A 25,408-nucleotide genomic window follows, 5' to 3' on the forward strand; every position below is an offset into this window, starting at 1 on the left:
CTCACTTAACGGTCTATCTATAGCATGAAACGTACGAATCTACTTCTTGGCTTGTTGCTGTTGCTGGGCAGCTATATGGCCAAGGCCCAGGTGGTGACCTGGTCGCCGGCATTTCCTACGGCCAATGAACCCGTCACCATCACCTTTGATGCCACCAAGGGCACGGGCGGTCTGGCCAACGTAACGCATCCCATTTACGCGCACACGGGCGTATTGACCAACCTGAGCACCTCAGACAATGACTGGAAATACGTGAAAGCCGGCTGGGCCACCAATACCCCACAAGCCATGATGGTGGCCCTGGGCAATAACCGGTACCAAATCACGCTCACGCCCAGAACCTTTTACAATGTGCCGGCCAGTGAACAGATCACGGCGCTTATGTTTGTGTTCCGGAATTCTGATGGATCCAAGGAAGGGAAAGATGTAGGTGGCAAAGACATTAAAGTGTCCCTGTTTAGCAGCGGTAGTTTCAATGCATCCATCACCCAGCCTGGCGTGGGCATGAACGGCCTGTTTGTGGACCAGAACCAAATCCTCCAGGTGAGAAGTACTTCCTCGGTGCCCGCCAACCTGAAACTCTTTGTCAATGGCGTAAAAGTAAGTGAGCAGGCCAATGTCTCTAGTTTAGAAGCCACGGTAACCGCCACCACGCCAGGGGCCAACAAAGTAAAACTGACCGCTGAGCTGAACAACACCACCGTGGCAGATTCTTTCACGTTTGTGGTACGCGCCCCCATGGCGGTGCAGGCCTTGCCCAACAACGCCAAAGACGGCATTACTTATGTAAGCGGCACCAGCATTTTACTGAACCTGTTTGCGCCTTACAAGCAGAGCGTGTACGTGGTAGGCGATTTCAACAACTGGCAGGTGGGGGCTACCCCCATGAACAAAACTCCAGACGGCAGCCGCTACTGGGTGCAACTCAACAACCTCACGCCCGGCCAGGAATATGCCTACCAGTATGTGGTAGACGAAACCCTGAGAATAGGGGACCCTTACACCGAGAAAGTGCTGGACCCCAATGAAGACCGTTATATCTCACCGGCTACTTACCCAAACCTCAAAGCGTACCCCACGGGCAAAGCCACCGGCATGGTCTCTGTTTTTCAGACAAACCAGGCGGCCTACAACTGGCAGGTGACCAACTTCGCCAAACCCAAGAAAACAGACCTGGTGGTGTATGAACTGCTGGTGCGCGATTTCATTGAAAAGCATGATTACCAAACCCTCTCTGATACCCTGGATTACCTGAGCCGCCTGGGCGTGAATGCCATTGAGCTTATGCCTATCATGGAGTATGAAGGAAACCTGAGCTGGGGCTACAATTCTGTGTATTACTTCGCGCCAGACAAGTACTACGGCTCCAAAGACAAGTTAAAGCAGTTCATTGACGAAGCCCACAAGCGCGGCATGGCCGTTATTCTGGACATCGCGCTCAACCATTCCTACGGGCAGTCACCCATGGTGCAATTGTATTACAACAGCGCCACCGGCAAGACCGCGCCCAACAACCCCTGGTTTAACCCAGATCCAAAGCATGATTTCAACGTGGGCCATGACTTTAACCATGACAGTGATGCCACCAAATATTTTGTAGACCGCGTGACCGAATTCTGGCTTCAGGAATACAAAGTAGACGGTTACCGTTTTGACCTTTCCAAAGGATTCACGCAGAAGCAGACGCTGGGCAACGTGGGTGCCTGGGGGCAGTATGACCAAACGCGCATTGACATTCTGCGGCGCATGGCCAACCATATCAAGAACGTGCAGAACGATGCCTATATCATTCTGGAGCACTTCGCGGATAACAATGAAGAAACCGTGTTATCCAGCTACGGCATGATGCTGTGGGGCAACCTGCACACCAATTACAAGCAGGCTATTCTGGGCTTTACCAACAACTCCAACTTCAATTGGATTTCCTACAAACAACGCGGTTGGGCAGACCCGCACGTGGTGGGCTACATGGAAAGCCATGATGAGGAAAGACAGATGGTAGAGGCCTTGAACTATGGCAACAGCGCTGGTTCTTACAATGTCAAAAACCTGAACACGGCCCTGCAGCGCATGGAGCTGGCCGCCGCTTTTTTCTTCACCATTCCGGGGCCTAAAATGATCTGGCAATTTGGCGAAGTGGGCTATGACATTTCTATCAACCAGAACGGGCGCACCGGCAATAAACCCATTCTATGGGATTACTATACCAACCCCGCGCGCCGAAAGCTCTATGACACTTACGCCAGCCTCATCAAACTGAAAATCAACCAGCCGGTCTTTGAAACCGCTAACTACACCCTTGATTTAGGCAGCGATCTCAAGGCCATTCATCTCCAGGATGCCAGCATGAAAGTGGCGGTGCTCGGGAATTTCGGGGTGACGGCGGGCAGCATTGACCCCAAGTTCCAGAATACCGGTACCTGGTACGAGTACGGCACCGGCCAAACCCTGAGCGTCACCAACTTAAACCAACCCATCACGCTGCAGCCCGGCGAATACCGCTTGTACACCAGCGTGAAAGTGAATGACAAAGGAGTAGTGACCAGCGTGAAAGAAAACGTGAACAGCTTAACGGAGCAATTGGCGGTCTATCCTAACCCAGCAACTGCTGGCGGTGAGGTGCAGGTGAGCTTCCAGCTGAAAGCCGCTTCTGAGGTGAGCATTCAGGTATATGACCAGATTGGGAGATTGGTGACGCAGACCAACCACGGTAAATTGACTGCCGGTAAGCAACTGCTGGCCCAACCACTCAAAACGCAAGGCGGCGGAAAGCTGGCGCCCGGCCTGTACTTCTGCAAAGTGGTGACCGGCACCAATGCCCAAATGGTGCAGGTGGTGGTGATGTAATCTCTATTTATGTAGCATTTGCTTACCAAAACAAATCCCGTTTTCGGGTTCATTTCCAGAAATGAACCCGAAAACGGGATTTTCCTTTTGACTGCTATTATGGTGCGCTCGGGTTTTGCTATTTTTTCCTTCGTGCTAAACTGGTTTCATGTTAAACCAAGAAAGTTCTGTCTGCAAAGAAGAGGCGAAAGAGTGATGAAAGGCTTCGCAAAAAAATGTACATCCGCTTGAAATCTCTTTTAACTTGCACCCGTTTTTAAGGTTAAAAATCTCAAGCTATGAAAAAATTAGGTTTACTATTGGTGCTGCTCCTGACCGGTGGCATGGCGGCCCAGGCGCAACTTTTCACCCTCGGCCTCAAAGGTGGCGTGAGTTCCTCCAGCGTTAATGTGAAAAACCCCAAAGGCACGGCCATGGCGTTCAAAGAGGGCGACAACATCACGGGTTTCCATGCGGGGGCCTTCGCGCGGGTGAGCGTGGCCGGATTTATGGTGCAGCCAGAAGCAGTGTTCTCCACGTCTGGGGGCAAGCTGGAAATGCCTTCTGGGTCAGGCTCAGCAGGCACGCAAGTGCGGGAAGTGGGCTTCTCCCATCTAGACGTGCCCATTTTGCTGGGCTATAATTTCCTGAGCATTGCGCGGGTGTATGCCGGCCCGGTGGCCTCTATTTTGATCAACAGTGAATTTGGCGAAGAGAAAGTCAGCAAGTACCTGGATTCCGCCGACTGGGGTTTTCAAGTAGGCGCCGGCGTGGATATTTCACGGATCACCCTTGATGCGCGCTATGAACGCCTCACCCGCACCTTCTCAGACGGCGGCAACAGCTTTGACATGGCCGGCCAGCAAGTGATGGTCAGTTTGGGCTATAAATTCATTGGTAAGTAATTTCTTCAGAAATAATTAATCCCGTTATTATTTCTTTCAAAAAAGCGGCAGTCCGTCTACCAAAGACCGGCTGCCGCTTTTTGTATTTCTTGATTTTATGCGTTGTGCGAAAAGCAAAACTGTACTTTAGATTTTTGTAGAAGTAGTACCTGCAATGTCCTAGCTAGTTACCTAGCTACTCTTACAATTCTAACTGCCTTCACCGTAATTATAACTTGATAGTCAAATAGTTGTTTAAAGATTTTGCCGTTTAATTTCCGTTTTCGGGCTCATTTCTGGAAATGAGCCCGAAAACGGAAATTTTTATGACCCACAAGAAACTATATGGCCCGCCAACTATGTATGGTTAGTACTTATAAAACTTTATTATTAACTTAGAACCCACTTTTATACTATTTTTTAAGGTCGGCTTTCTATTAAAGTGTCTGAAGGTTTCCCCCCACCTCTTCAGTAGCCGCCTTTACGCAGAGTTTTCTGCCTGTACACTTTCCAAAAGATCTGATTTTTTCTTTTTGCCGTGGGTTTTCTGGCAAGGCTTTTTATCGCTTTCTATACACATATTCCAACCAATATCTCATGATGAAACATTTGACACTGCTGCTGTGCTTTCTGCTGGTTTGTCTTTCTGGGGTGGCCCAGGAAACGCAGGTGCCTGCGCCCGTCCCCGTTGACAGCGCGGCCTTGGCTAAAGCCAAAGAACTGGACCTGCTGGCTGAGCAATTGCTGAAAAGCGGACAAGCCTATGCGTCCCAGAAGGAATTTCGGCAGGCCTTGCTGGACCTTGACTCGGCTATTGCCTTAAAACCAACCTTTGAGCAGGCTTGGTTTAGCCGCGGCAACACCTACCTGGAAATGAAAGAACCCCAGAAGGCCATTGACAGCTACAGCAAAGTGCTTGACCTGAACGCCACCAACGCCCAGGCGTTCTTCAGCAGAGGCCGGGCCCGCGTGCAACTCAAAGACAACGCCGGCGCCCTGGATGATTTCAGCAAAGCCGTCGCCGCTGACCCTACACATTACCCAGCCTTGTACCAGCGGGCCGGGCTGCATTTTGTGAACGGTGATTACAAGAGTGCCGTGGAAGATTATTCTGGAGTGCTGAAAATAAACCCCAGAAACGGCTACGCTTACCATGACCGCGGCAGCGCCAAACGCCAGCTCAAAGACTTGGACGGTGCCCAGGCAGATTTCAGGAAAGCCATTGAGAACAACCCAGACATTGCCATCGCCTATGTGAGTTTGGGCAGCCTGAAACAAGCCAAAGGCGACGTGAACGGGGCCATTGAAGAATACACCCGGGCCATTGAGCGCAACAAAGACTACTATTTGGCTTACAACAACCGGGGAAAAGCCCGGTTTGAGGCCGGAGATTTTGCTGGGGCCATTGAGGATTTCTCAAGAAGCCTGCAGCTGAACCCGCAATATGCGCTGGCCTTCAACAACCGCGCCGCCGCCAAATACAAACTTCATGATTTTAAAGGAGCCCTGGAAGACTGCAACCTGGCCATTCAGATTGACAAAGACTACGGGTACGCCTACCTCAACCGCGGCAACGCCAAAGAAATGCTGCGTGACGCGTCTGCCTGCCAGGACTGGGAGCGCGCCGTGGCCCTGGATGTGAAAGTAGCCCGTAATTTTTTAGGCAACTGCAATGAGAAATAAGTCAACCGCCTGTACAGCCATGATGAAACACACCGCACTTACCCTTTTTTGTCTTTTCACGTTGCAGACCGCCTTTGGGCAGACCAACCTGGAGTTTGACAAGAAGAACTTTGAAGCCAACAAAGACGGGTTTAGAGAAGCCAAAAAGAAGCTGGATGCCGGCGACGAGATCTTCGCGGCTACGTCTAAGAAAACCGATGACGCTTACCGCAAGACCAACTACAAAAACGCCATTGAGCCTTACAAAGCCGCCTACGCGTTCAATCCCAACAGCGCATTATTGAACTACCGCCTGGGCGTGAGTTACCTGTTTGCCGGCGACGCTACCAATGCCGCCACGCATTTGGAAAACGCGCGCAAGCTCAACCCAGCCGTGGACCCAGAAGTCGGTTTTTATTTAGGCCGGACTTACCATCTTCTGCTGGACTGGAAAAAAGCCACCACTGAGTACAAGAAATACCTGACCACGCTGCCCACGGAGAAAAACAAGGAAAAAATTGAGCGCGTGAACAAGCACGTGCGCGAATGTCTTTCTGGGCAGGAGTTGCAGAAAAAACCGTTGCGCGTGTTCGTAGACCCACTGGGCCAGGACATCAATTCCCAGTATAATGAAATGTTTGCTGTGATTGCCGCCGATGAAAGCCGCATGGTGTTTTCTTCTAATCGGCCTGCCAACCAGGAAACCAAAGCCAAGCTTGACAAGCAGCTGAACCTGGACCTGTACATCAGCAACAAAATAAGCGGCCAATGGTCGGTGCCGCAGCAGATGGGCGAGGCCCTGAACACAGAGAAAGACGAAACCGCGCTGGCCTTGTCCACTGACGGGCAACGTTTGATTTTCCTGCGCGAAGAAAACGAGGGCGACCTGTTTGAAACCGTGCTCAAAGGCGACCAATGGTCCAAGCCGGAAGACCTGGGCAAGGAAATCAACTCCAATGCGCGCGAGTCATCGGCTACGTATTCCTATGATGGTAAAACCCTGTATTTCATCAGCAACCGCCCCAACGGCATTGGCCAGCAGGACATTTATTTCTCAGTGAAAGACAGCAAAGGCAATTGGGGAAAAGCCGTAAACGCCGGGCCTAACCTGAACACGCCTTACAATGAAGGCAACCTCTTTTTAATGCCCGATGGCAAAACCTTGTACTTCACCTCAGAAGGCCACAATTCCATGGGCGGGCATGACATTTTCAAGAGCGTGTTAGAGAACGGCCAATGGTCAAAACCAGAAAACCTGGGCTTTCCGTTGAATTCGCCAGATGATGACCAGTTCCTGGCCATGGAAGCCAGCGGCAGGTTTGGGTACATGGCGGGGTTTAAATTGGAAGCCGGCAAGCCACAGGCAGACTTGTTCAGAGTCACGTTCCTGGGGCCGGAGAAACCGGTTTTACTGAGTTCAGAAGATGATTTAATTGCCAGCACGGCCCTTTATACCGCCCAGCCCACCAAACAGCCCACCGTGGAAACTCGCGGCCCGCAGGCGGTGCTCCTCACCGGTGTGGTCACCGACGGCAAAACCCAGAAGCCCATGGAAGCCAAGATTGACCTGGTAGACAACGCCAAAAAAGAAGTGATTGCCACTTTTACGTCCAATGCGGTGACCGGCAAATATGTGGTTTCTTTGCCCGCCGGGAAAAACTATGGCGTGGTGCTGCATGCCAATGATATGCTGTTTTCGTCGCACAACGTAGACTTAAGCGCCGGCACAGCCTTCAAGAAAACAGAGGTGAATGTGAAACTGCAACCGGTAGATGGGGTCAACGTGCTGGCCCTGCACAATGTGTTTTTTGAGGCCAACGCAGCCAGCGTGAAACCAGAATCACTTTCTGAACTGGACCGCGTGGTAGAACTCATGAAAGACAAGCGCAGCCTCAAAGCCGAAGTGGTCGCCTATGCTGCCACCACCGAGGAGGAAGCCAAAGACCAAGCCTTGGCCCAGAGCCGCGCCAAAACCGTGCTGGACTACCTGGTGACCAAAGGCATTAACGTGAAGCGCCTGCAAGCCAAAGGAAACGGCGTAAAGCCATCGGTCAACGCACCGTTGGTGGAACTGCAGTTGACTACCAAATAGCACTGCGCCAGCCAATAGGAGAGAGGTAACATTCAGGCTCGCTTTGGTTGGTTAACTTACTAATACCAGGAATTCCGTTTTAGGCTTCGTTTTCAGAAATGAGGCCTAAAACGGAATTTTTTTTATGCTTTGGTTTAGGATAGAATTTCCTGTTTTCAGGCTCATTTCCAAAATAGGGCCCTAAAACGGAAATGTTGAGTGGCAAAGTTTCAAGCGGTGGGCAGCGCCAAGGTTGGGCAAAGTGGGCTTGATTCTATTTCCAAATTGGCACTTGCGCCTTTAGGCCAGCAGGTCGGTTCCATCTAGTTAAGCCTCAGGAAGAACTATGGGTTTTATAGAGAATTGGCAGGGGAGTAGATTTGATTTAATTCATTTTTTCCTTGGCCTTTTTCCAGAAGTAAGATAACTTGGGGTCAGCTTTGCCCCCCAAAGCTTGGCGCAGGTGGCTGTCTCAGTCATTTTCTTTTAAGTAGCTGCACTGATTTTTGGGTTCTTCCGCTTAAAAGATTCAACTATGTTTATTGCGCTGAGTACCTTCACCATTGCCAATGACATGGCGCCCGCCGTGAAAGAAGCCTTCCAGAACAGGCCCGGCTTTGTTAACAACGCCCCCGGTTTCATCAAGCTTCAGGTGATTTCGCCCACAGACAACCCGCAGGAAATCTGGCTGATCACGCAATGGAACAATGAGGAAAGCTACAAAACCTGGCACCACAGCCACATGTACCATGAATCGCACAGCGGCATCCCGAAGGGCCTGAAACTGGTTCCGCGTTCTGCCAAAATCCGTTTTTTTGAGCACATCTGTGAATAGCCGGGCCACGCATGGGAGAAATCAGGAAAAAAGCCGCCGCCACCCTTAAGCGCCTATCCACCAGGTTAGCCGCAGACACCACCAAGCTGGTCTACCAACGGCACCCAGACCTGGAAGCCCGCTACGGCGCCATTGGCCGCGAAAAATGCCACGAAGACGCGCTTTATCACCTTTCGTTTTTGATAGAAGCCGTGAGCGCTAACAGCATGGTGCTCTTCAGTGATTATGTCACTTGGGCGCAGCAGGTGCTGGAGTCACGGCAAATAGCGGTGCAGGATTTGCACCACCATCTGGTGATTCTCAAGGAAGTGGTGGCGCAGCATCTGCCCATTGACCAGTACGTGTTGGTGGCCAACCACCTCAATGCCGCCGTGCAGCAACTGGCCGAGAAAAACAACCTGCCCGTAGAAGAACCCGCTCCTTTGACCCCGCTGGCCGAGACCTACCTGGAACTTCTGCTTTCCGGTTCCCGCAAAAAAGCGACCGACCACATTCTGGACCAGATTTCGGCGGGCGTAGACATCAAACAGATTTACCTGGACATCTTTGAGCCGGTGCAGCACCGCGTAGGGCACTTGTGGCAAACCAACAAAATCAGCGTGGCCCAGGAACATTTCTGCACCGCCGTGACCCAGAGCGTTATGTCGCAGCTATATCCGTACATCTTTGGTAATGAGCGCAATGGGTACCGATTGATTGCCACCTGTGTGTCTGGTGATCTGCACGAAGTGGGCATTAGAATGGTAAGCGATTTCTTTGAGATGGAAGGTTGGGATACGTATTACCTGGGTGCCAACGTTCCTGTTGCAAGCCTGTTGCAAACCGTGCGCCAGCAAAAGCCAGATTTGCTTTTGCTGTCGGCTACCATGACGTTTCACATACAGCTGGTGGCCAGGATGATTGCCGCCCTGCGCGAGACGGAGGAGTTCAGTTATCTAAAAATCATGGTGGGAGGAAGGCCCTTCAACGTGGTGCCCGACCTCTGGAAAGAAATTGGCGCCGATGGGTACAGCCAGAACGCCCAGGAAGCTCTGGCCATGGCTTTGCACTTGGTGACAAAAAAAGAATAAAACTACTGGGGAGGACAACGGATGGAAAGGAAGACAGGAGGCATGGTCTGGCGGTGCACACAGGCAGGCAAGGTGTTGGAAGTGGTACGCACTGATTTTCCCAGCCTGCCTCAGGCTACCGTTGTTGGCGAAAGCTTTTTTAACCTTCTGCCGCGCTCCTCCAGAGAACTGGCCGAACAGTGGTGGCAAGACCTGTCAGACAATACGAGGCTTCTTCCTGAGATCATGTTAGGCGAAGGGCCTGACCAGCAATCCTTCACGGTAGGCGCCACCGTAAGCCAGCAGGAAGTGTGGCTTTTCTGGAACACCGCGCCGCTGTTACCCAACGCAGAAAATGCACCTTCTTCTGCATCACAGGATCAGCAAAAACAAGAATGGGAACCAGACTCGCAGCACGTGGAATTGTTGGAGGAACTCAGCCGGGTAAACAATGAATTGGTGAACGCCCGCCGCGAATTGATCAGGCAAAACATTGAACTCCACCGCGCCCACAAGAAAGCCTCTCCACCCAAGGAGATGCCATAGGTTGCTTATTTTGAATAAATCCCTTTACCTAAACGGCGCTCTTGTAAGCTTTTAACTTCGCAAGGTGATACCGCCAAAAAGTCTTTCTGTTTTCGGGCTCATTTCTGGAAATGAGCCCGAAAACAGAAAGACTTTTTCATAAGTTAAAGTTAGTGTTAACGACTTGCGGAAATAGCGCCAGCCTTAGAGAATTTGATGTTCCTGACCACCGGATTGCTGTAATGGAGCTCTATTATTTTGCCGGCCTTGTCGCGCAGAAACTTGAGCAGTACCCCGCCCATTTGGTAAGTATCTTTGTCCACTGCGTTTAATTTGAAACCAGGTCCGGCGGCGTCATTCGCCCTGACCATGAGGCCGTCTTTTCCGGGGGCAATGTCAAAGAAGCCTCCAATTTCGTCGCTGGTGTAACGTCCGGCCAAAGCTTGTTGATCAGGGGCGGTCGTAGAAACCGGCTTTGCTCTCTGGTACAGGGCCTTCTTGCCTTCCATGGAGATAAATTCCACCTGATCTGTAGACAGAAAGTTGAGTTCAAATTCATCTTGTGACATATACTGCACGTTGGCGCCCACCCGCTTAAACCTACCTTTGCCCGTTGGTACCAATGCCGGTCCATTGACTACTCTTAAGCGGTCACGGTCTACGGCCAGGCGCAGCGGTTCGCCGTTTTGGGCATTGAAATAAAGACCCGCGTATGTTTTGGCGTCAGTCAGTGCATCACCGGTTAAAGCTGGCGGCGGACCAATGGGGGCTGGTATGTCTTGGGAATAGGTAACATACAGATCAGCAATTTTTTCAGCCATACCAGAGGCTGGCATGGCGTTGGAGTTGCACAGCACGGCAATAGAGACGCCTTGCTCCAGGAAACGGCCTGCCCAGGCATGGTAGCCGGCCGCGCCGCCCGTGTGGTAAACTTCTTGCACGCCTCTGTAGGTTTCCAGAAACAAGCCGCGTCCGTAACCCAGCTTGCGTCCGTTGTTCAGTTTGGCTGGTTCCTGCAATTTCCCGGTGACAAACGCACTCAGCTTTTGAGATGATAAGGCATTGTTCCAGACCAGCATGTCCTCGGCGGTGCTATAAATGGCGCCACCGCCCCGGTCATTGCCCCAGTACATGTCATGGCGCCAGCCGTCTTTCTGTTTTTCATAGGCCAGTGCCCGGTGCTTGAGTACCTCAGTCATGGTGACCACATATTTGGTGGAAGTCATGCCCAAAGGGCCAAACAACCGTTCCTGGGCAAAGGTAGAGAAGGGCATGCCGCTCACCCGTTCCAAAATCTCCACCAACAACACATAACCGCTGTTGGAATAGGAGAACTCATTGCCGGGTGTAAAGTTCAGGCCCCGCTGTCGCAGGATAAGGGAGAGCGCCTCTGGTTTTCCATTGGCCAGGGGTAGGAGTCCGGTCCAGTCGCGGAGGCCGCTGGTATGGGTGAGCAGGTGGTTCAACGTGATTTTGTGGCCATAATCAGGCAGTTCCGGCACGTACTTTCTGATGTCCTCGGTCAAGGATAATTTGTTTTCCTCCACCAAAAGCAGCGCAGCCGCCGCAATGAATTGCTTCCGAACCGAACCAATGTCAAAGAGCGAGGCGGTGGTAAGCGGTGCTTCGCGCTCCAGGTCTGCAGACCCATACGCCCGTGAGAATAGAACTTGTCCATTCTTTGACACGGCGCAGGCGCAGCCCGGGGTAGCAGCAGAGGCCCATTGAAACACTTTTTCAACGTCGACGGTTTTGTCCTGCGCGGCTGCCTTGCCAGAACCCAGGAAGAAGGCAATCAGAAACAAAACCAGGAAATGGAATAGCCCAATGCAGGCGAAACCTTTAAAAGTCTGCCCTTCGGGGATTCTAAAACTTCTTTTTTCAAGTGTCATGATTGTTTTGTTTAAGAGGTGGTGTTGTGAAAGTACTTTGTAATTCAAAGTTAATAATGCCCTTGTTTCCTGTTTGCCTATCTCAGCTTACAAAGAGGTTTTGCTTTTTTCTAAAAGGAAAGATGGTTAGTTTCTGGGCGCTTGGTTGTAAGTTTCCAGGCATTTGCCCAACGGTTGGCCTTGCGTATGGATGCAATCACAGAAAGTAATACAGGCCGCTGGGTTAGCACTGTCCTCACACTGGGTTTTGCATTCTTTTCTGGTGTTGCGTGGCATCATTTCAAACCCAAAGGACAATCCCAGCCCTACCGCAACAACAGTGGTCATTGTTCCCAGGAAAAAGAAGGTCGGGCATTTCCTGTTCAGATTTTTATAGGTAGGCAAGGTTGCTTGCTCTGGGTTATGGTTAAAGGGCAGCAGGTATTTCCAATGCTGGTAATACCAACAGAGCAGGTACAAATTAGCCAGCACCATCAGAGGCGAGGAAACCAGAGACCCTTCAAACCGCACCGAGATGGAAAGCAGGCAGATGTTGAGGATGATAGGGAAGTACACCACCGCCCCAAGCACCGCCGTTCTTGGAATCAGCAGCAACAGGGCCGCCAATACCTGAAACACGCCGATGAGGGTGTAATAAAACCCCGTGTGGAAGATTGCCTCAAGATAATTACCCATGGGATGGTTCACCGAAAGAACCGTGAACCGCTCGCCCATAATCTTTACATAGCCAGAAGGTAAAAATCCAGCCGCCAGGGCCACCCGGCAAAAAATAGCGAAAACCCAGAGCCACCAATTACTCCGCGCCTGCGCATGGAGTCTTTCTAAGGTTGAGGATAAGGACATGGAAGGGCAACTATTTAGGTAGGATATAAAACGAGGCCAAACCTCACCACTTGTCTATCATGTCGCCCAGGTCACTTACGCCCAGCGAGAAGAACACCAACACAATCCCCAGAAGCACTTTCAAAATGCCCGGCACTGAAATGCCTGTTTTGTCTTTAAGCAGGTCGGTAAGCGGGGGGAAGTACAGCAGGGCAAGTAAGAAATACATAATGCCGGGCACCGGATGGACCCACATCACATTCAGGACACCCACGGTAAGCAGCAAGAGGCCAAAAACCCAACTGATGCTATTCCAAATAGTTAAACTGCTGCTCATCATTTTATAGGTTTAAAGGGTGATTTTCTGATTTAAAAAAGGGACGCTCTATAGTTGACTTGCTTTGAGTGTACCCGAGAGATGTTTTTTTTGAGTTTGTTTCGCCTTTTTTAAGTGTTATAGGCAATGACATAAGCTTATTTAAACCCAAACAGCACCGGGAATAGGAAAGTAACCAGTATGGCCCAAATCACATAGACCGGTAGGTAGTAGGCTATGGTTCTGCCCACCTGGGCAATTTCTGCTTTTTTAGAAATCACTTTGAAAAGCTGGGCCGTCACTAAAAACAGGTGAATTAGGATCAAGACATTGCCTCCCAGGACGGCCAAGCGGTTAGGGGTGATTCCCCACTCTGAGATACGGAACAAGATAGCCGACAAGGCAATGGCGTTCACCAGAATTGTGACCGCCGAAAGCAAAAAGAGCACCCACAACTCAGCGCGGCTTTTCCCAGAGGAAGAAGACTCCGCCACCGAAAAGAAGATGATGGCCAGCACGCCAAGCAAGAGCGCATTGAAAACCAGGAGGAATTCGCGGTCATTGTACGGGTCTTTGCCGGAGAACACCATGGCCACCAAATACACCATCAACATCACCAACACCAACGGGCTGAAAATTCTGGCGATGACCGGCGATACTTTGCCCACCAGGTTCGGGTTGGTCTGGGTAAGGTACGTGCCCAGAATAGGGGCGGCCGGCAAACCAAACACCACCACGTTGTTAAAGTAAAACTCCTCAATCCGGAAGCCTATGAGTTGGAAGAGCCCAATGGTGATGCCAGTCATTATTCCGCCGGCAATTAAAATAAGCGTAGTCATGACCACCAGGTCCCCGTTGTATTTGAGGTACCCAAGGCGTTTGCCCGTCACATCAGCGGAATCGCCTACATAAGCAAACCCTAAAATGGCCCATAGAAACAAGAGCAGGTGAATACAAGCCAGCACCAGCGTATCACTGTTCTGGTTGTCTGGCAAAAAGTTGATGTACACCAGGCCTACGGCAGTTGCAATCGCTGCCAAAAGGATTTTGCCTCTTGACACTTTGTACCGCCACGCGAAATAGGCCATCAGGACCGGAAATATGATAAACCCAATGTTACGCGGGTAGAAAAATGCTGGGTCAAGGCCAGTGATGGCTGGGAATTTGGCGATGAGGCCCGCCACTACAGCTGCCACCAGCACAAAGACCAGTTCCTTGCCGCTGCCCCATGAAAGGTCATCCTTTTCAAAGTGCAACCGTTCTTGCCAGAAATCAGCCAGGGAATTGCCTTGCAGTTCTGGATAAAGGGTGCTGAAATCCCGCTTAAAAGCCACCTTGTTGCTGCGGTACAGTTTTTCTAATTGCTGGGGATTCTGCAAATGGGTTTTGATCTCGTCTTTCATGGCAGTTGCGTAGAAGCGTTGTTTTTATCTATTAAGCGCGTCTTAATTCCACATGGTGCCCGCCAGGCCCAGTACAATTCCCATCCAGAGACCCACCACATACACCACAAAACTCAGCAAAACGGCTATGGTGCGGTTGAACCCTTTAGAGGTTTGGTAATCCATGAAGGCATAGAACGCTCCACCCACCGCGCCCGCCAGCGGCGTCACAATCAACGGTCTTATTTGCCAGAATTTACCCCAACCCGGGTGCGGATTATCCACCCCGAAGACGAAAAATGAAATGGCTAGCAAGGCGATACCGGCCCCTACCAAAATAGGAATGCCTACAGAATAAGGTTTGCGGGTGCTGGCGATTACGTTGTTTTCTACTGACATGGTTTTTGTTTTAAATGTTTAGAATTCTTTTGATTTTAATAAAGTACTTTGATTTACAAAGTGAAAAGATAAAAAAATTTAGCTTAGAATTTTGTTGCCTCTTTGCATTTAGTAGTTGCCGAGTAAAGGCCTGTTCCTTTGGTTGATGTTTTGAGAGCAGTCTTCATCTTTGGTAAGCGATTTAAACAGGTGGTTGGTAAAAGTACTTTGCGTTACAAAGCTAATGATTTTACTTTCAATCCACCAAAAGGTTGTGCATATTTTTTTTAGTTGGAAAGTAAGAAAGGCGGATTTGGCTACTTCTGGGCCTTAATGAGTTGTTCCAGCGCTTTGAGGTGGTCATCAAAAGCTTTTCGGCCTGCCTTGGTCATGACGTATTTGGTGTTGGGCTTTCGGCCCACAAATGTTTTCTCCACGCCAATGAACTCCTCCTTTTCCAGCCCTTTCAGGTGACTGGCCAGGTTGCCGTCGGTTACGTCCAGGTATTCTTTGAGGGCGTTGAAATCCAGCATGTCGTTCACGGCCAGGGCAGACATAATGCCCAACCTGATCCTGCTCTCAAATGCCTTGTGTAACCCATGTATTGAAACTTTCACCGCTCGTACCTGTAATGAATAGAAATGCCGTAGAAGATATGGACAAACCCGAAGCCCAGGGCCCAGAAAAGGAGTCCGTACCCTACAAAATAGGCGCTCACCAACCCCAGCAGGATCTGAATGAGGCCCAGGCTTCTCACTTCTTCGTACGTGAACCGGCTGGCATTGAACAAAGCCAACCCGTAGAACAGCAGCGTAACCGGCGCCACAAACGCAATCAAACCCTTGGAGATGAAGATGAGGGCCAGCAAGCCTCCCACCACTAACGGAACCGCCATGGTGATAAGCACGCGTTTGGCTGTGGCGTTCCAGATTTTCTCGCCTCTTTTCTGGGCTTTTCTATAAGAAAGAATAACCGCCGACCCAATAGCCAGCACCAGAATTGCCACTGCCACACCCACTACCTGCAGAAAGTCGGTTGGGTTGTTGCCGGGCTGGGCTTTGCCTTGCAACAAGTCAAAGGGAGTGAACCCCATCATTTTATACGCCACATAGGCACCAGCCAAGGCATAAACCCCCGCCATAATGCCCGCCCAGCCAGAAAGCGACAGAAACTTGGAGGAACGCTCCATCATGGTGCGTATCTCGGCAATGTCCCGAATGTAATCCTTTTCGTCTTTCATCTAAAAGTTCTTTGCTATCCAAAGCTAGGCAAGATAACCCGTAACTACAACCTGCGGGCAGAGGAAAGGTGATAGAGGTGTCCTATGAACCCCTTTTTGGCCACATACTTTTGAGGTGATTCCTTTATGTTAGGAGATTGATTTTTGGTGTTTTTCTGTTTTCGGGCTCATTTCTGGAAATGAGCCCGAAAACAGAAAAATCTCTGCGTCATACTTTAGACGAGCACGTTGCTCAGGTTAGGATGAATGGCTGAGATAAAGTGAATTTAGGCTAACGGTTAGTATAAAAAAACGTGCGAGGCCGTCGGCCGAGATGCCGTTTAGCCGTTGTTGGGCGGAGTACTTTTTATTCTGTTTCTCCTTTTTTATACTTGTCAAATTCTTTGTAAAGCCAATCAACATGTTGTGCTAGTTGAGCTCTAACAGCATTTTCATCGATTTCCTCTTCGATTTTCAATCCGTTATTAGTGACTGAAACTCTCTGCTCTTGTTTAAGCTTCTCAATTGAATCGTAAAAATTGTCAATGAGCCAGTCACGGCAAAACATATCATTATCAGGAATTTTCTTAGTTGGATTTAGTATATCTCCTCCGGTATTTATATAATCAAAATCGTACTGTAAGGTGTTGTCTCTTGGAAAGCCTATAATATCCAGGACTATATCCCTATTATTTACACAAATCTTGTCCATCTGAATTCCTCGTTTTTCCAATTCATCGAACAAGCATTGTTGTTTATATTCTTCTAGAAGTAAGTTAATTAGATGTTCTTTCATATTTTTATGTATTACGCCCAACGGTTTGGCTAAACGACGGCGGAGGCCGTCGGCCGATGCTGGCGTTTAGCTCTTGTTAGCGGTAGGGCTTTTTTTAATATTTTAGATAGTCTACTTTTTCTAAAGTCCCAGCGAATTGCATTAGATGACCTTTGCTTGCAGAATTCACCAGTCCGCGAACAATAACTTTTTTATTTTTCAGCTTTTCCAGCTCTTCTTCAGGCAATAATCCTTCTTCAAAGTCCGTCCAAAGAGCATTTTTTGAATCTTTCCTGTTTGCGTCCGCCCGAGTTTTATATAATCCAACATTCTCAAATTCATAGAGCAAGATTCCCGTTGCTTCTATATATTTTCCGTCAAATCGGCTGGGATTTTCAAGAAGCGTATTAATTTCCACGCTTATATACTTAGTCGATTCTTCTTTTGTCGTTTTGAATTCTTTGGATTCATTGCAACTAAAGAGAAAAAGCGGTAATAAGATTGTTAAGAGTCTATTCTTCATTTTTCTATGCCTTACCGCTAACTATTGTATAAACACACTAGGTATACTTATCAGCAATATATCTTAATATTTATGTTTACCAAATGGTGCATTTTATAAAAAAGCATTGCCCTTCTGTTGGCGCTTGGTTTTACAAGTTAGAATTAAATTCCAAAATACCGAAAATGGCGATAGAAAGTAGGGAATACTAGTGAAACGGCTTAAATTTCACTTCCAATCCTATTATATTTTTAACGCCCTAAGCGCTAATTGAACCAATTACCCGGATTATTACCCAAGTAACTGTCAAGAGGAAGACGCAATGGTTTGAAGTGTAGAAACCCGTTTTCGGGCTCATTTCCCAAAATGAGCCCGAAAACGGAAACTAGTATGCATGCCTAACTTTTGTTAGTCGTCTTCGTAATCTAAGCCCATCAACTTGTTGTACGCCTGCTGCAATTCTGAGAACGCGTGCTGTTGGCCCTGCTGCCGGCTCACGTGCATGCCTTTCTGGTAAGCAGCCTTGGCCAGGTCCGGTTCACCCAGTTCAAGGTAGAGGCTGGCCACATGGTAATACGTGCCCACATAGTCGGGGTGCTCGGTCAGCAGTTTCTCATAGAAAGAACGAGCTTTCTCCAGGTCGAAGGCGCGGTACTCAGTGGCGATGGCGTAAAGTGTGAACGGATCATGCGGGTCATCTTCCAGGAAGGCCAGGAGTTGGGCCAATCTGCTGTTATTCGTTTCCATTTGAATAATTATTCTTTAAATTGCCCTCAAAATTAACCTAAATTAGCTAACCCTAAGTCACATGAAGATCTTAGTTTGCATTAGCAACGTGCCAGATACCACCACCAAGATAACCTTTTCCCCTGACGGCAAAGCGTTTAACACCGGTGGCGTGCAGTTTGTGATTAACCCATATGATGAATACGCCCTCACCCGCGCCATTGAGCTCAAAGAAGCCCAGGGCGGCACGGTCACGGTATTAAACGTGGGCGAGGCAGATACGGAGCCAAATATTAGAAAGGCCCTGGCCATTGGCGCCGATGATGCCATACGCGTGAATGTAAAACCCACTGATGCTTTCCTGGTGGCGCAGCAGATTGCGCACGTAGCCAAAGAAGGCGCCTATGACCTTATCTTAATGGGCCGCGAGTCTATTGACTACAATGGGTTCCAGGTACACGGCATGGTAGGCGAACTGTTAGGAATTCCTACCATTGCGCCGGCCATTAAGCTAGACGTGAACGGTTCAACCGCTACTCTGGAGCGCGAGATTGAAGGTGGAAAAGAAATCATAGAAGTTTCTTTGCCTTTAGTAGCCAGCGCCCAGCAGCCCATGACCGAGCCCCGCATCCCGAACATGCGCGGCATCATGACCGCTCGCACCAAGCCGTTGCAGGTGTTGGAACCGGTAGGGCAAGACGCCAAAACCAGCGTGCAGAAGTATGAATTGCCTCCGGCCAAGTCTGGCGTGAAGATGATTGACGCAGAGAATGCCGGAGAGCTGATTAAATTATTACGTAACGAAGCTAAAGTTCTATAAGCATGTCAGTATTAGTAGTGATAGAATGCGCGAACGGCGAAGTGAAGAAGTCTTCCCTGGAAGCAGCTTCGTACGGGAGCAAAGTAGCCACGTCTCTGGGCACCTCGGCCACCGCCGTAGCCATAGGTGATGTGCAAGCCGACGCCTTGACTTCTTTAGGGGAGCAGGGCATTACCAAAGTATTACTTGACAATGACAGCCGCCTGCACAATTTTGTACCGGCCGCTTACGTGAAAGTGATTGCCAAAGCCGCCGCGTCTGAGAACTCCAGCGTGATTGTGTTGTCCAACTCCAACATTGGGGCCGCCATTGGCTCCAGATTAGCCGTGCAGTTAAGCGCCAGCTTGGCTACCAACGTGGTGGCCTTGCCAGAAATTTCTGGTTCTGCCTTTACCGTGCGCCGCGGGGTATTCTCCGGCAAAGCGTTCTCAGACGTAGAACTCACCGCAGACAAGAAAATCATTGCCGTTAAGAAAAACGCTGTGGAGATTGAGACTGCCGCTGGCGCCACCGCCACGGTAGAGAATTTCTCGGCAGATTTAGCAGACGCAGATTTCACGGGCGCGCCCAAAGAAACCATCAAGCAGTCTGGCGATATTCTTTTAACCGAAGCGGATCTGGTTGTGTCTGGCGGACGCGGCCTGAAAGGCCCTGAGAACTGGCACCTGATAGAGGAACTGGCCAAAACCTTAGGCGCCGCCACCGCCTGTTCCAAGCCCGTGGCCGACATTGGCTGGCGACCGCACCACGAGCACGTAGGCCAGACCGGTATCACCGTGAGCCCTAACTTGTACATTGCCGTTGGTATCTCCGGAGCCATCCAGCATTTGGCCGGGGTCAACTCTTCTAAAGTAATTGTCGTTATCAATAAAGACCCGGAGGCCCCGTTCTTCAAAGCCGCAGATTACGGCATTGTGGGCGACGCCTTGGAGGTAGTGCCAAAATTGATAGAGGCCGCCAAGGCTTTATAGACATTTAGAAGAGAAAAAGTGAAGAAAATTGAGCTAGAGATTCTTGGTTTGTCGTCCAGTCAGTCGCAGTCTGGCTCTTTCGCCCTGGTATTGGGGGAGAAAGACGGGAGCCGCCGCCTGCCTATCATTATTGGTATGTTTGAGGCCCAGTCCATTGCCATCCAGATTGAGAAGATAAACCCCACCCGCCCGCTCACCCATGACCTGTTCAAGTCGTTTGCGCAGCAAATGGCCGTGAACGTGCAGGAAATCATGATCTCAGATTTAAAGGAAGGCGTGTTTTTCTCCAAAATTGTCTGTTCAGACGGCGAGAAGGAATTTGAGCTGGACGCCAGACCGTCAGATGCCATTGCCATCGGGCTTCGGTTTGGGGTTCCTATCTACACCGTGGAGTCTGTGCTCTCAGAGGCCGGCATCATCTTAAGCGACCTGGACGAAGAAGAGGACGAAGACGAGGAAACCGATGAAATCCCCACCTCGGGCAAAGAAACCGGTAAGGCAGCTTCTGCCAGCGCTGGCAGCGGCAACAAAATCACGGACGTGTCTGTGGAAGAGCTCAACACCATGTTGAACGAGGCCCTGGAAAAGGAAGATTACGAGAAGGCCGCCAAGATAAGAGATGAACTCAACAAGCGCGGCGAATAAACTATTTACAAATTCGATAAAAGAAAGTCCTGGCCCCGGTCAGGACTTTTTCTTTTTGCGTGAAATTTGGCTTACTTTTGACAAATTTGTTTCACTATGACCAGTGTTTTTCAGGGAGCCATCGGCTATTTTGTCCTCATCGGGATTGCAATTCTCTTCTCCACCAACCGAAAGGCCATCAGTTGGCGCCTGGTAGGGGTAGGGGTCCTTATTCAAATCATCTTCGGTGTATTGGTCACCGAGGTAGGGTTTGTGAAAGCCGGATTTGAGACCGTGAGTGAGGGGTTTGTGAAGCTGTTGAGCTTTGCCGATGCTGGTGCCGAGTTTCTTTTTGGGGAATTGGCAAAACCAAATTCGCCGGCAGGCACGGGCTATATTTTTGCCTTTAAAGTACTTCCCACCATCATTTTCTTCTCTACGGTGACCGCCGGTCTGTATTACCTGGGCATTTTGCAGAAGATTGTGTACGGCATTGCCTGGGTGATGTCAAAAGGCATGCGTTTGTCTGGAGCTGAAAGTCTTTCGGCGGCAGGTAATATCTTCCTGGGCCAGACCGAGGCTCCTTTATTGGTAAGACCGTTCATCCAGAACATGACGCGTTCTGAACTCATGTGTTTGATGACAGGTGGTATGGCAACCTTGGCGGGTGGTGTACTGGCCGCTTACGTTGCCTTTTTGGGTGGCGATGACCCGGTTCAGAAAGCTATTTTCGCGGCGCACTTATTAACGGCTTCTATCATGAACGCCCCCGCGGGTATTGTGATGGCCAAAATTCTGGTACCTGAGACCGAGCCCGAAAAAATCAACACCCAATTAGAGGTAAACAAAGAATCTCTGGGGGTAAACGTGATTGACGCCATGTCTACCGGCGCCGCCGATGGTCTGAAACTGGCCCTGAACGTGGGCGGTATGCTCCTGGCCTTTATTGCCGTGATTGCCCTGTTGAACTCAATTCTGTTGTGGCTGGGCGGTTTCTCCGGGTTAAACGAACTGATTGTTTCCAGCACCGGCGGTCGGTTTGAGGGCTTGAACTTCCAGTATATCCTGGGGCAGATTTTCAGGGGCTTTGCCTTCTTGATGGGCAGCCCGTGGCAAGACACTTTGCAGGTAGGTAGTTTGTTGGGCCAGAAAACCGCCGTGAATGAATTTGTGGCCTACATGGATTTGGCCAAGATGAAAAACGCCGGAACCATCTCTGAGAAGTCCATTATTCTGGCCACGTATGCGCTCTGCGGTTTCTCTAACTTCAGCTCCATTGCCATCCAGATTGGCGGCATAGGCGGCATGGCACCCAGTCAGCAAGGCAATCTATCCAAGCTTGGCTTGCGTGCGCTGTTGGGCGCCTCCATTGCCTGTATGATGACTGCTACCATTGCCGGTATCTTGTTTGAATTGTAAGCGTAATTTCGCTCTTAAGAAATTTCCGTTTTCGGGCTCATTTCTGAAAATGAGCCCGAAAACGGGAAAATGCCTCCCTTGTATTTCAAACAGGTGAGGCATTTTTAGTTGGTCTTTGGCGTAGACACTCGTAGGAGCTGCGCGCACTACGAGGTCTTTAGAGCCCACGGCTTAGGTTTTGAGAAATACACCTAAACAAGGTATTCCATGCCTATGAGCCAAAAGTTGTAAAAAGCAATATCCCTTCTCCCTCTGGGAGAAGGCTAGGATGAGGGAGCATTTTTCTCTCTAGTCTCTCCGACCTTTCTCTGGCGTGAAACATAAGCCGGAAATGCTGAAACTGGAGTCTGGAGACCCCACGCATCCCAAGTCACGAGTCTGGAGACGCGCGCCAGTCCTAAGTACTTTCCCAATGAAAATACATTTCCCTCTCCCAGCGGGAGAGGGGATTTTAGGAATACGTTTTTGGCCTCATTTCCGGAAATGAGCCCGAAAACGGAAAAAAGAAGAAAGAAATCAGTTACAGATTTCGGTTCTTTTCTTCGTCTTGCTTTTGGTCTTCCTGGCGTTGTTCCTCTTCCTCAATCTGCTCCACTTTCTTGGCGTCGCGCATGAGGCGGTTAGAGAAGATAAAGTCGTTTAGTTCTTTTACGCGGGTGTCCATGATCTCAGAACTGTTGCCTTCCCAGAGTTTCTTGCCCTGGTAGAGGAACATTACGTTGTCGCCGTACTCCAGCACCGAGTTCATGTCATGCGTGACCACAATGGTGGTGATGTCATATTCCTCGGTGATTTCTTTGATGAGTTCGTCAATCTTAATGGCGGTGAGCGGGTCCAGGCCGGAGTTGGGTTCGTCACAGAATAAATAGGTGCAGTGCGGGGCGATGGCGCGGGCAATGCCCACCCGTTTCTTCATGCCGCCGCTCAGTTCTGAGGGCATGAGTTTGCCGGCGTTTTCCAGGCCCACACGTTTGAGACAGAATTCCACCCGGGCTTTGCGGTCGGTGCGGTTCATATCGGTGAGCATTTTAAGCGGGAATTCAACGTTCTCGTTCACGTTCATGGAGTCAAACAAGGCGCTGCCCTGGAACAACATGCCAATCTTCCGCCTGATTTCCTGCCTCAGGTCAAGCCGGTTGTTGGCGAACACGCGGCCATCATAAGTAATGTTGCCCACATCAGGCTTAACCAGGCCCACAATGCACTTGAGCAGCACGCTTTTGCCGGTGCCGCTGGCGCCCAGGAGCATGTTCATTTTACCGGACTCAAAAACACCGTCAATGCCGTCCAGCACTTTTTTGTCATTGAAGGTTTTATGGATGTTGTGGATCTCAATCATGTCTGTACTTCTAAAGCAGCACCTGCGCGCAGATGAAATCGGCGATCAAAATGGCAATCACGCTGTTGGTCACAGCGTTGGTACTGGCCTTTCCTACTTCCAAGGCCCCGCCGCGAGTGTTGAACCCTTTGTACGAGGAGATGGTAGAAATAAGGAACGCGAACACAAAGGATTTGATAATAGCGAAGGTCACGTTGTAGGGAACAAAGCTGGAGCGCAGGCCAATCACGTATTCTTCGCCAGACAACGCGCCAGACAAAGAGCCGGCCAGATACCCGCCCAGAATGGAGAGGAACATGGCAATAATCACCAGCATAGGAAACACCAGCAGCGCGGCCAGAATCTTAGGCATGACCAGGTATGAGTTGGCGTTAATGCCCATCACCTCCAGCGCGTCTACCTGCTCCGTGATCTGCATGGTGCCCAAACCGCCGGCAATGTTGGAGCCCACCTTACCCGCCAACACAATAGACGTAATGGTAGGGGCCAATTCCAGAATGGTCATCTCGCGCACCATGAACCCAATGGTGGACCTTGGAATCAAGGCACTGTTGAGGTTATAGGAAATCTGCACGCAGGTCACCGCGCCAATAAACGAAGACACCACCGCCACAATAAAGATGGAGTCAATGCCTATGAGAATGGCCTCGTCAATGGTGCGTTTAAACAAAATACGCGGCGACTCGCTCCGCCGGACCGCGCTGAACAAAAAGAGAAGGTAAGAACCTAGGTTTTTCATGGGGATTTAGGGAGAACCAGCAGTATAGGCATGCGCAAAACGGCAAAGACTGGCCTTACATGGTTTCAAATGCCTATATTACGTTGAAAAAAGAAAAACAGCATGGTCACTCAAAAATATATAGTGGTAACGGGCGGCACCAAAGGAATTGGGCGGGCTATCATTGACCGCTTCGCCGCTGAAGGTTTCCACATCATCACCTGCTCGCGCCACGAAAAGGACTTACAGCGCCTTAAGCTTGACATTGAGCAAACCTACACATTTTCAAAGGTCTTTTACCAGGTCATTGACGTAAGCCAGGAAGGGGAGGTGAAACGCTTTGTGAACTACATCAAAGACCTAAAGGTGAAAATAGACGTGCTGGTGAACAACGCGGGCTTTTTCATACCGGGCACCATTCATGAGGAAAGCGACACCGTGCTCCGCGAGATGATCAACACCAACCTCTACAGCGCCTATGACCTCACCAAAGGCCTGGTACCCGATATGATTAAGCGAAAAGACGGCTACATCTTCACCATCTGCTCCACGGCCAGCATTACGGCTTACACCAACGGCGGCTCGTACTGCATTGCCAAACACGCGCTCTACGGCATGACCCGCGTACTCCGCGAAGAACTCAAACCCCACCACATACGCGTGACCGCCGTACTGCCCGGTGCCACCTACACGGCCAGCTGGGAAGGCGTGGACCTGCCCCAGGACCGTTTCATGAAATCAGAGGACGTGGCCGGCGCCATTTGGGGTGCCTTCGCGCTGTCTAAGCAGACAGTGATTGAAGAGTTGTTGCTCAGGCCACAGTTGGGTGATATTTAGGGGATAAAGTCTTTCCGTTTTCGGGCTCAATTTCTGAAATGAGCCCGAATACGGAAGATGAATGTTTAGTAGCGTATATGATTTAATCGGAATAAAATTCTTGTGCTCATGGAATCATTACTCAGTAGAATAACGCTTAACCCAGAGGTTTGCCATGGAAAACCTACGGTCAGAAACATGCGATACCCCGTGGAGATGGTGTTGGACTTGCTATCTTCCGGTATGACGTTTCAAGAAATACTGGAGGATTACCCTGCCATGGAAGAAGAGGATATAAGGGCTTGTTTGGCGTATGCCTCCAGAATTACCAGAGTGAAAGCCATGCATAAAGTGGTGGCATGAAATTCATAGTTGATGCTCAATTACCTTCCGGCATTGCCTGGATTCTAAATAATAGAGGGTTTGATGCGGTGCATACAGATGATCTTCCTGATAAAGAAAGAACCACAGACCAACAGATCAGGGAAATCTCTGTTACTCAAAACAGAATAGTTGTAACCAAAGATGCTGATTTCCTGGATTCTTACTACATCAAAGGCATACCAAAACGGCTCCTCTTGATTTCTACGGGTAATATCAGAAATAAAGAATTGTATCAATTATTTGCCAACAACCTAGGGCAAGTAATTCAAATGTTTGAGACTTGTAACTGTGTAGAAATGGATAACACTGATTTAATTGGCCATGAGTAATTTCCGTTTTCGGGCTCGTTTTCAGAAATGAGCCCGAAAACGGAAATGTCTTCAGTTTATCACAAGCAAGATTTTCAATCTTTAGGAATCACCGACAACTAATCACGAACAACTAAACACTATA

At 49.8% G+C, this 25,408-nt stretch carries 26 protein-coding genes; 14 read left to right on the forward strand and 12 right to left on the reverse strand.

Translation table 11 applies throughout. The annotated features are described in order from the left end of the window. Positions 1-24: 24 nt before the first annotated feature. From IMY23_RS02445 to IMY23_RS02475, 7 genes are all read left to right on the forward strand, one after another. Positions 25-2,847 carry a DUF4961 domain-containing protein gene (locus IMY23_RS02445; RefSeq protein ID WP_192820568.1) on the forward strand — a complete coding sequence of 941 codons (2,823 nt, stop codon included), beginning with the start codon at positions 25-27 and terminating at the stop codon, positions 2,845-2,847. A gap of 278 nt (positions 2,848-3,125) precedes the next feature. Continuing rightward, a complete protein-coding gene (locus tag IMY23_RS02450; protein WP_192820569.1) occupies positions 3,126-3,731 on the forward strand; it encodes a porin family protein in 606 nt (201 codons plus the stop codon). A gap of 576 nt (positions 3,732-4,307) precedes the next feature. Further along, positions 4,308-5,393 (forward strand): tetratricopeptide repeat protein, encoded by a 1,086-nt coding sequence (locus IMY23_RS02455; RefSeq protein WP_192820570.1) that lies wholly within the window; start codon positions 4,308-4,310, stop codon positions 5,391-5,393. Between the two features lie 19 nt (positions 5,394-5,412). Further along, positions 5,413-7,464, forward strand: a complete 2,052-nt coding sequence (locus IMY23_RS02460; protein WP_192820571.1) for an OmpA family protein — start codon at positions 5,413-5,415, stop codon at positions 7,462-7,464. Between the two features lie 514 nt (positions 7,465-7,978). Next, positions 7,979-8,278: an antibiotic biosynthesis monooxygenase gene (locus IMY23_RS02465; protein WP_192820572.1), complete on the forward strand. Its 300-nt coding sequence runs from the start codon at positions 7,979-7,981 to the stop codon at positions 8,276-8,278. Between the two features lie 11 nt (positions 8,279-8,289). After that, the gene (locus tag IMY23_RS02470) at positions 8,290-9,348 is read left to right on the forward strand and encodes a B12-binding domain-containing protein (RefSeq protein ID WP_192820573.1); all 1,059 of its coding nucleotides are present in this window, start codon (positions 8,290-8,292) and stop codon (positions 9,346-9,348) included. 21 nt (positions 9,349-9,369) lie between these two features. Further along, complete coding sequence (locus IMY23_RS02475) at positions 9,370-9,873, forward strand: hypothetical protein (RefSeq protein WP_192820574.1); 504 nt, start codon at positions 9,370-9,372, stop codon at positions 9,871-9,873. 155 nt (positions 9,874-10,028) lie between these two features. On the opposite strand, the gene IMY23_RS02480 is transcribed toward IMY23_RS02475, so the two are convergent. From IMY23_RS02480 to IMY23_RS02525, 10 genes are all read right to left on the reverse strand, one after another. Continuing rightward, positions 10,029-11,744 (reverse strand): serine hydrolase, encoded by a 1,716-nt coding sequence (locus tag IMY23_RS02480; protein ID WP_192820575.1) that lies wholly within the window; start codon positions 11,742-11,744, stop codon positions 10,029-10,031. 126 nt (positions 11,745-11,870) lie between these two features. Further along, positions 11,871-12,419, reverse strand: a complete 549-nt coding sequence (locus tag IMY23_RS02485) for a DoxX family protein (RefSeq protein ID WP_225986387.1) — start codon at positions 12,417-12,419, stop codon at positions 11,871-11,873. Positions 12,420-12,630: 211 nt separating this feature from the next. Next, positions 12,631-12,903: a hypothetical protein gene (locus tag IMY23_RS02490; protein ID WP_225986388.1), complete on the reverse strand. Its 273-nt coding sequence runs from the start codon at positions 12,901-12,903 to the stop codon at positions 12,631-12,633. 137 nt (positions 12,904-13,040) lie between these two features. Beyond that, positions 13,041-14,285: a hypothetical protein gene (locus IMY23_RS02495; RefSeq protein WP_192820578.1), complete on the reverse strand. Its 1,245-nt coding sequence runs from the start codon at positions 14,283-14,285 to the stop codon at positions 13,041-13,043. Between the two features lie 42 nt (positions 14,286-14,327). Beyond that, positions 14,328-14,663 (reverse strand): potassium transporter KefB, encoded by a 336-nt coding sequence (locus IMY23_RS02500; RefSeq protein ID WP_192820579.1) that lies wholly within the window; start codon positions 14,661-14,663, stop codon positions 14,328-14,330. Positions 14,664-14,959: 296 nt separating this feature from the next. Next, positions 14,960-15,259, reverse strand: a complete 300-nt coding sequence (locus tag IMY23_RS02505) for a winged helix-turn-helix domain-containing protein (protein ID WP_370589797.1) — start codon at positions 15,257-15,259, stop codon at positions 14,960-14,962. Then, positions 15,256-15,882, reverse strand: a complete 627-nt coding sequence (locus IMY23_RS02510) for a hypothetical protein (protein WP_192820580.1) — start codon at positions 15,880-15,882, stop codon at positions 15,256-15,258. Before IMY23_RS02510 ends, IMY23_RS02505 begins: the two co-directional genes overlap by 4 nt. Positions 15,883-16,228: 346 nt before the next feature. Continuing rightward, positions 16,229-16,657: a hypothetical protein gene (locus IMY23_RS02515; RefSeq protein WP_192820581.1), complete on the reverse strand. Its 429-nt coding sequence runs from the start codon at positions 16,655-16,657 to the stop codon at positions 16,229-16,231. A gap of 94 nt (positions 16,658-16,751) precedes the next feature. Next, a complete protein-coding gene (locus IMY23_RS02520; RefSeq protein ID WP_192820582.1) occupies positions 16,752-17,159 on the reverse strand; it encodes a hypothetical protein in 408 nt (135 codons plus the stop codon). Positions 17,160-17,546: 387 nt separating this feature from the next. Then, positions 17,547-17,885, reverse strand: coding sequence for a tetratricopeptide repeat protein (locus IMY23_RS02525; protein WP_192820583.1), 339 nt, complete (start codon positions 17,883-17,885; stop codon positions 17,547-17,549). 61 nt (positions 17,886-17,946) lie between these two features. On the opposite strand from IMY23_RS02525, the gene IMY23_RS02530 reads away from it, so the two are divergent. The 4 genes from IMY23_RS02530 (at position 17,947) to IMY23_RS02545 (ending at position 21,698) form a co-directional block, all read left to right on the forward strand. Then, positions 17,947-18,684 carry an electron transfer flavoprotein subunit beta/FixA family protein gene (locus tag IMY23_RS02530; protein WP_192820584.1) on the forward strand — a complete coding sequence of 246 codons (738 nt, stop codon included), beginning with the start codon at positions 17,947-17,949 and terminating at the stop codon, positions 18,682-18,684. Between the two features lie 2 nt (positions 18,685-18,686). Beyond that, positions 18,687-19,655 carry an electron transfer flavoprotein subunit alpha/FixB family protein gene (locus tag IMY23_RS02535; RefSeq protein ID WP_192820585.1) on the forward strand — a complete coding sequence of 323 codons (969 nt, stop codon included), beginning with the start codon at positions 18,687-18,689 and terminating at the stop codon, positions 19,653-19,655. An 18-nt stretch (positions 19,656-19,673) separates the two neighbouring features. Then, the gene (locus IMY23_RS02540; RefSeq protein WP_192820586.1) at positions 19,674-20,300 is read left to right on the forward strand and encodes a bifunctional nuclease family protein; all 627 of its coding nucleotides are present in this window, start codon (positions 19,674-19,676) and stop codon (positions 20,298-20,300) included. Positions 20,301-20,396: 96 nt separating this feature from the next. Then, positions 20,397-21,698 (forward strand): NupC/NupG family nucleoside CNT transporter, encoded by a 1,302-nt coding sequence (locus IMY23_RS02545; RefSeq protein WP_192820587.1) that lies wholly within the window; start codon positions 20,397-20,399, stop codon positions 21,696-21,698. A 520-nt stretch (positions 21,699-22,218) separates the two neighbouring features. On the opposite strand, the gene IMY23_RS02550 is transcribed toward IMY23_RS02545, so the two are convergent. Continuing rightward, positions 22,219-23,037, reverse strand: a complete 819-nt coding sequence (locus IMY23_RS02550; protein WP_192820588.1) for an ABC transporter ATP-binding protein — start codon at positions 23,035-23,037, stop codon at positions 22,219-22,221. 10 nt (positions 23,038-23,047) lie between these two features. Then, entirely contained in the window at positions 23,048-23,776 is a 729-nt protein-coding gene (locus tag IMY23_RS02555; RefSeq protein ID WP_192820589.1) for an ABC transporter permease, read from the reverse strand. A 102-nt stretch (positions 23,777-23,878) separates the two neighbouring features. On the opposite strand from IMY23_RS02555, the gene IMY23_RS02560 reads away from it, so the two are divergent. The 3 genes from IMY23_RS02560 to IMY23_RS02570 all read left to right on the forward strand — a co-directional run bounded on the left by IMY23_RS02560 (position 23,879) and on the right by IMY23_RS02570 (position 25,284). Beyond that, positions 23,879-24,592, forward strand: coding sequence for an SDR family oxidoreductase (locus IMY23_RS02560; RefSeq protein ID WP_192820590.1), 714 nt, complete (start codon positions 23,879-23,881; stop codon positions 24,590-24,592). A 108-nt stretch (positions 24,593-24,700) separates the two neighbouring features. Further along, positions 24,701-24,934 (forward strand): DUF433 domain-containing protein, encoded by a 234-nt coding sequence (locus tag IMY23_RS02565; protein ID WP_192820591.1) that lies wholly within the window; start codon positions 24,701-24,703, stop codon positions 24,932-24,934. After that, the gene (locus IMY23_RS02570) at positions 24,931-25,284 is read left to right on the forward strand and encodes a DUF5615 family PIN-like protein (RefSeq protein WP_192820592.1); all 354 of its coding nucleotides are present in this window, start codon (positions 24,931-24,933) and stop codon (positions 25,282-25,284) included. The genes IMY23_RS02565 and IMY23_RS02570 overlap by 4 nt, the downstream gene beginning before the upstream one ends. Positions 25,285-25,408: the final 124 nt, after the last annotated feature.

The organism is Rufibacter sp. LB8 (genome assembly GCF_014876185.1).
Lineage (GTDB): Bacteria > Bacteroidota > Bacteroidia > Cytophagales > Hymenobacteraceae > Nibribacter.

Coding starts and splice junctions, on each gene's coding strand:
- IMY23_RS02530 (WP_192820584.1), top strand. CDS start 17,947: ATGAAGATCTTAGTTTGCATTAGCAACGTGCCAGATACCACCACCAAG.
- IMY23_RS02465 (WP_192820572.1), top strand. CDS start 7,979: ATGTTTATTGCGCTGAGTACCTTCACCATTGCCAATGACATGGCGCCC.
- IMY23_RS02450 (WP_192820569.1), top strand. CDS start 3,126: ATGAAAAAATTAGGTTTACTATTGGTGCTGCTCCTGACCGGTGGCATG.
- IMY23_RS02500 (WP_192820579.1), bottom strand. CDS start 14,663: ATGTCAGTAGAAAACAACGTAATCGCCAGCACCCGCAAACCTTATTCT.
- IMY23_RS02520 (WP_192820582.1), bottom strand. CDS start 17,159: ATGAAGAATAGACTCTTAACAATCTTATTACCGCTTTTTCTCTTTAGT.
- IMY23_RS02460 (WP_192820571.1), top strand. CDS start 5,413: ATGATGAAACACACCGCACTTACCCTTTTTTGTCTTTTCACGTTGCAG.
- IMY23_RS02485 (WP_225986387.1), bottom strand. CDS start 12,419: ATGGGTAATTATCTTGAGGCAATCTTCCACACGGGGTTTTATTACACC.
- IMY23_RS02510 (WP_192820580.1), bottom strand. CDS start 15,882: ATGAAAGACGAAAAGGATTACATTCGGGACATTGCCGAGATACGCACC.
- IMY23_RS02550 (WP_192820588.1), bottom strand. CDS start 23,037: ATGATTGAGATCCACAACATCCATAAAACCTTCAATGACAAAAAAGTG.
- IMY23_RS02475 (WP_192820574.1), top strand. CDS start 9,370: ATGGAAAGGAAGACAGGAGGCATGGTCTGGCGGTGCACACAGGCAGGC.
- IMY23_RS02525 (WP_192820583.1), bottom strand. CDS start 17,885: ATGGAAACGAATAACAGCAGATTGGCCCAACTCCTGGCCTTCCTGGAA.
- IMY23_RS02570 (WP_192820592.1), top strand. CDS start 24,931: ATGAAATTCATAGTTGATGCTCAATTACCTTCCGGCATTGCCTGGATT.
- IMY23_RS02455 (WP_192820570.1), top strand. CDS start 4,308: ATGATGAAACATTTGACACTGCTGCTGTGCTTTCTGCTGGTTTGTCTT.
- IMY23_RS02490 (WP_225986388.1), bottom strand. CDS start 12,903: ATGAGCAGCAGTTTAACTATTTGGAATAGCATCAGTTGGGTTTTTGGC.
- IMY23_RS02470 (WP_192820573.1), top strand. CDS start 8,290: ATGGGAGAAATCAGGAAAAAAGCCGCCGCCACCCTTAAGCGCCTATCC.
- IMY23_RS02495 (WP_192820578.1), bottom strand. CDS start 14,285: ATGAAAGACGAGATCAAAACCCATTTGCAGAATCCCCAGCAATTAGAA.
- IMY23_RS02560 (WP_192820590.1), top strand. CDS start 23,879: ATGGTCACTCAAAAATATATAGTGGTAACGGGCGGCACCAAAGGAATT.
- IMY23_RS02555 (WP_192820589.1), bottom strand. CDS start 23,776: ATGAAAAACCTAGGTTCTTACCTTCTCTTTTTGTTCAGCGCGGTCCGG.
- IMY23_RS02480 (WP_192820575.1), bottom strand. CDS start 11,744: ATGACACTTGAAAAAAGAAGTTTTAGAATCCCCGAAGGGCAGACTTTT.
- IMY23_RS02535 (WP_192820585.1), top strand. CDS start 18,687: ATGTCAGTATTAGTAGTGATAGAATGCGCGAACGGCGAAGTGAAGAAG.
- IMY23_RS02545 (WP_192820587.1), top strand. CDS start 20,397: ATGACCAGTGTTTTTCAGGGAGCCATCGGCTATTTTGTCCTCATCGGG.
- IMY23_RS02515 (WP_192820581.1), bottom strand. CDS start 16,657: ATGAAAGAACATCTAATTAACTTACTTCTAGAAGAATATAAACAACAA.
- IMY23_RS02565 (WP_192820591.1), top strand. CDS start 24,701: ATGGAATCATTACTCAGTAGAATAACGCTTAACCCAGAGGTTTGCCAT.
- IMY23_RS02445 (WP_192820568.1), top strand. CDS start 25: ATGAAACGTACGAATCTACTTCTTGGCTTGTTGCTGTTGCTGGGCAGC.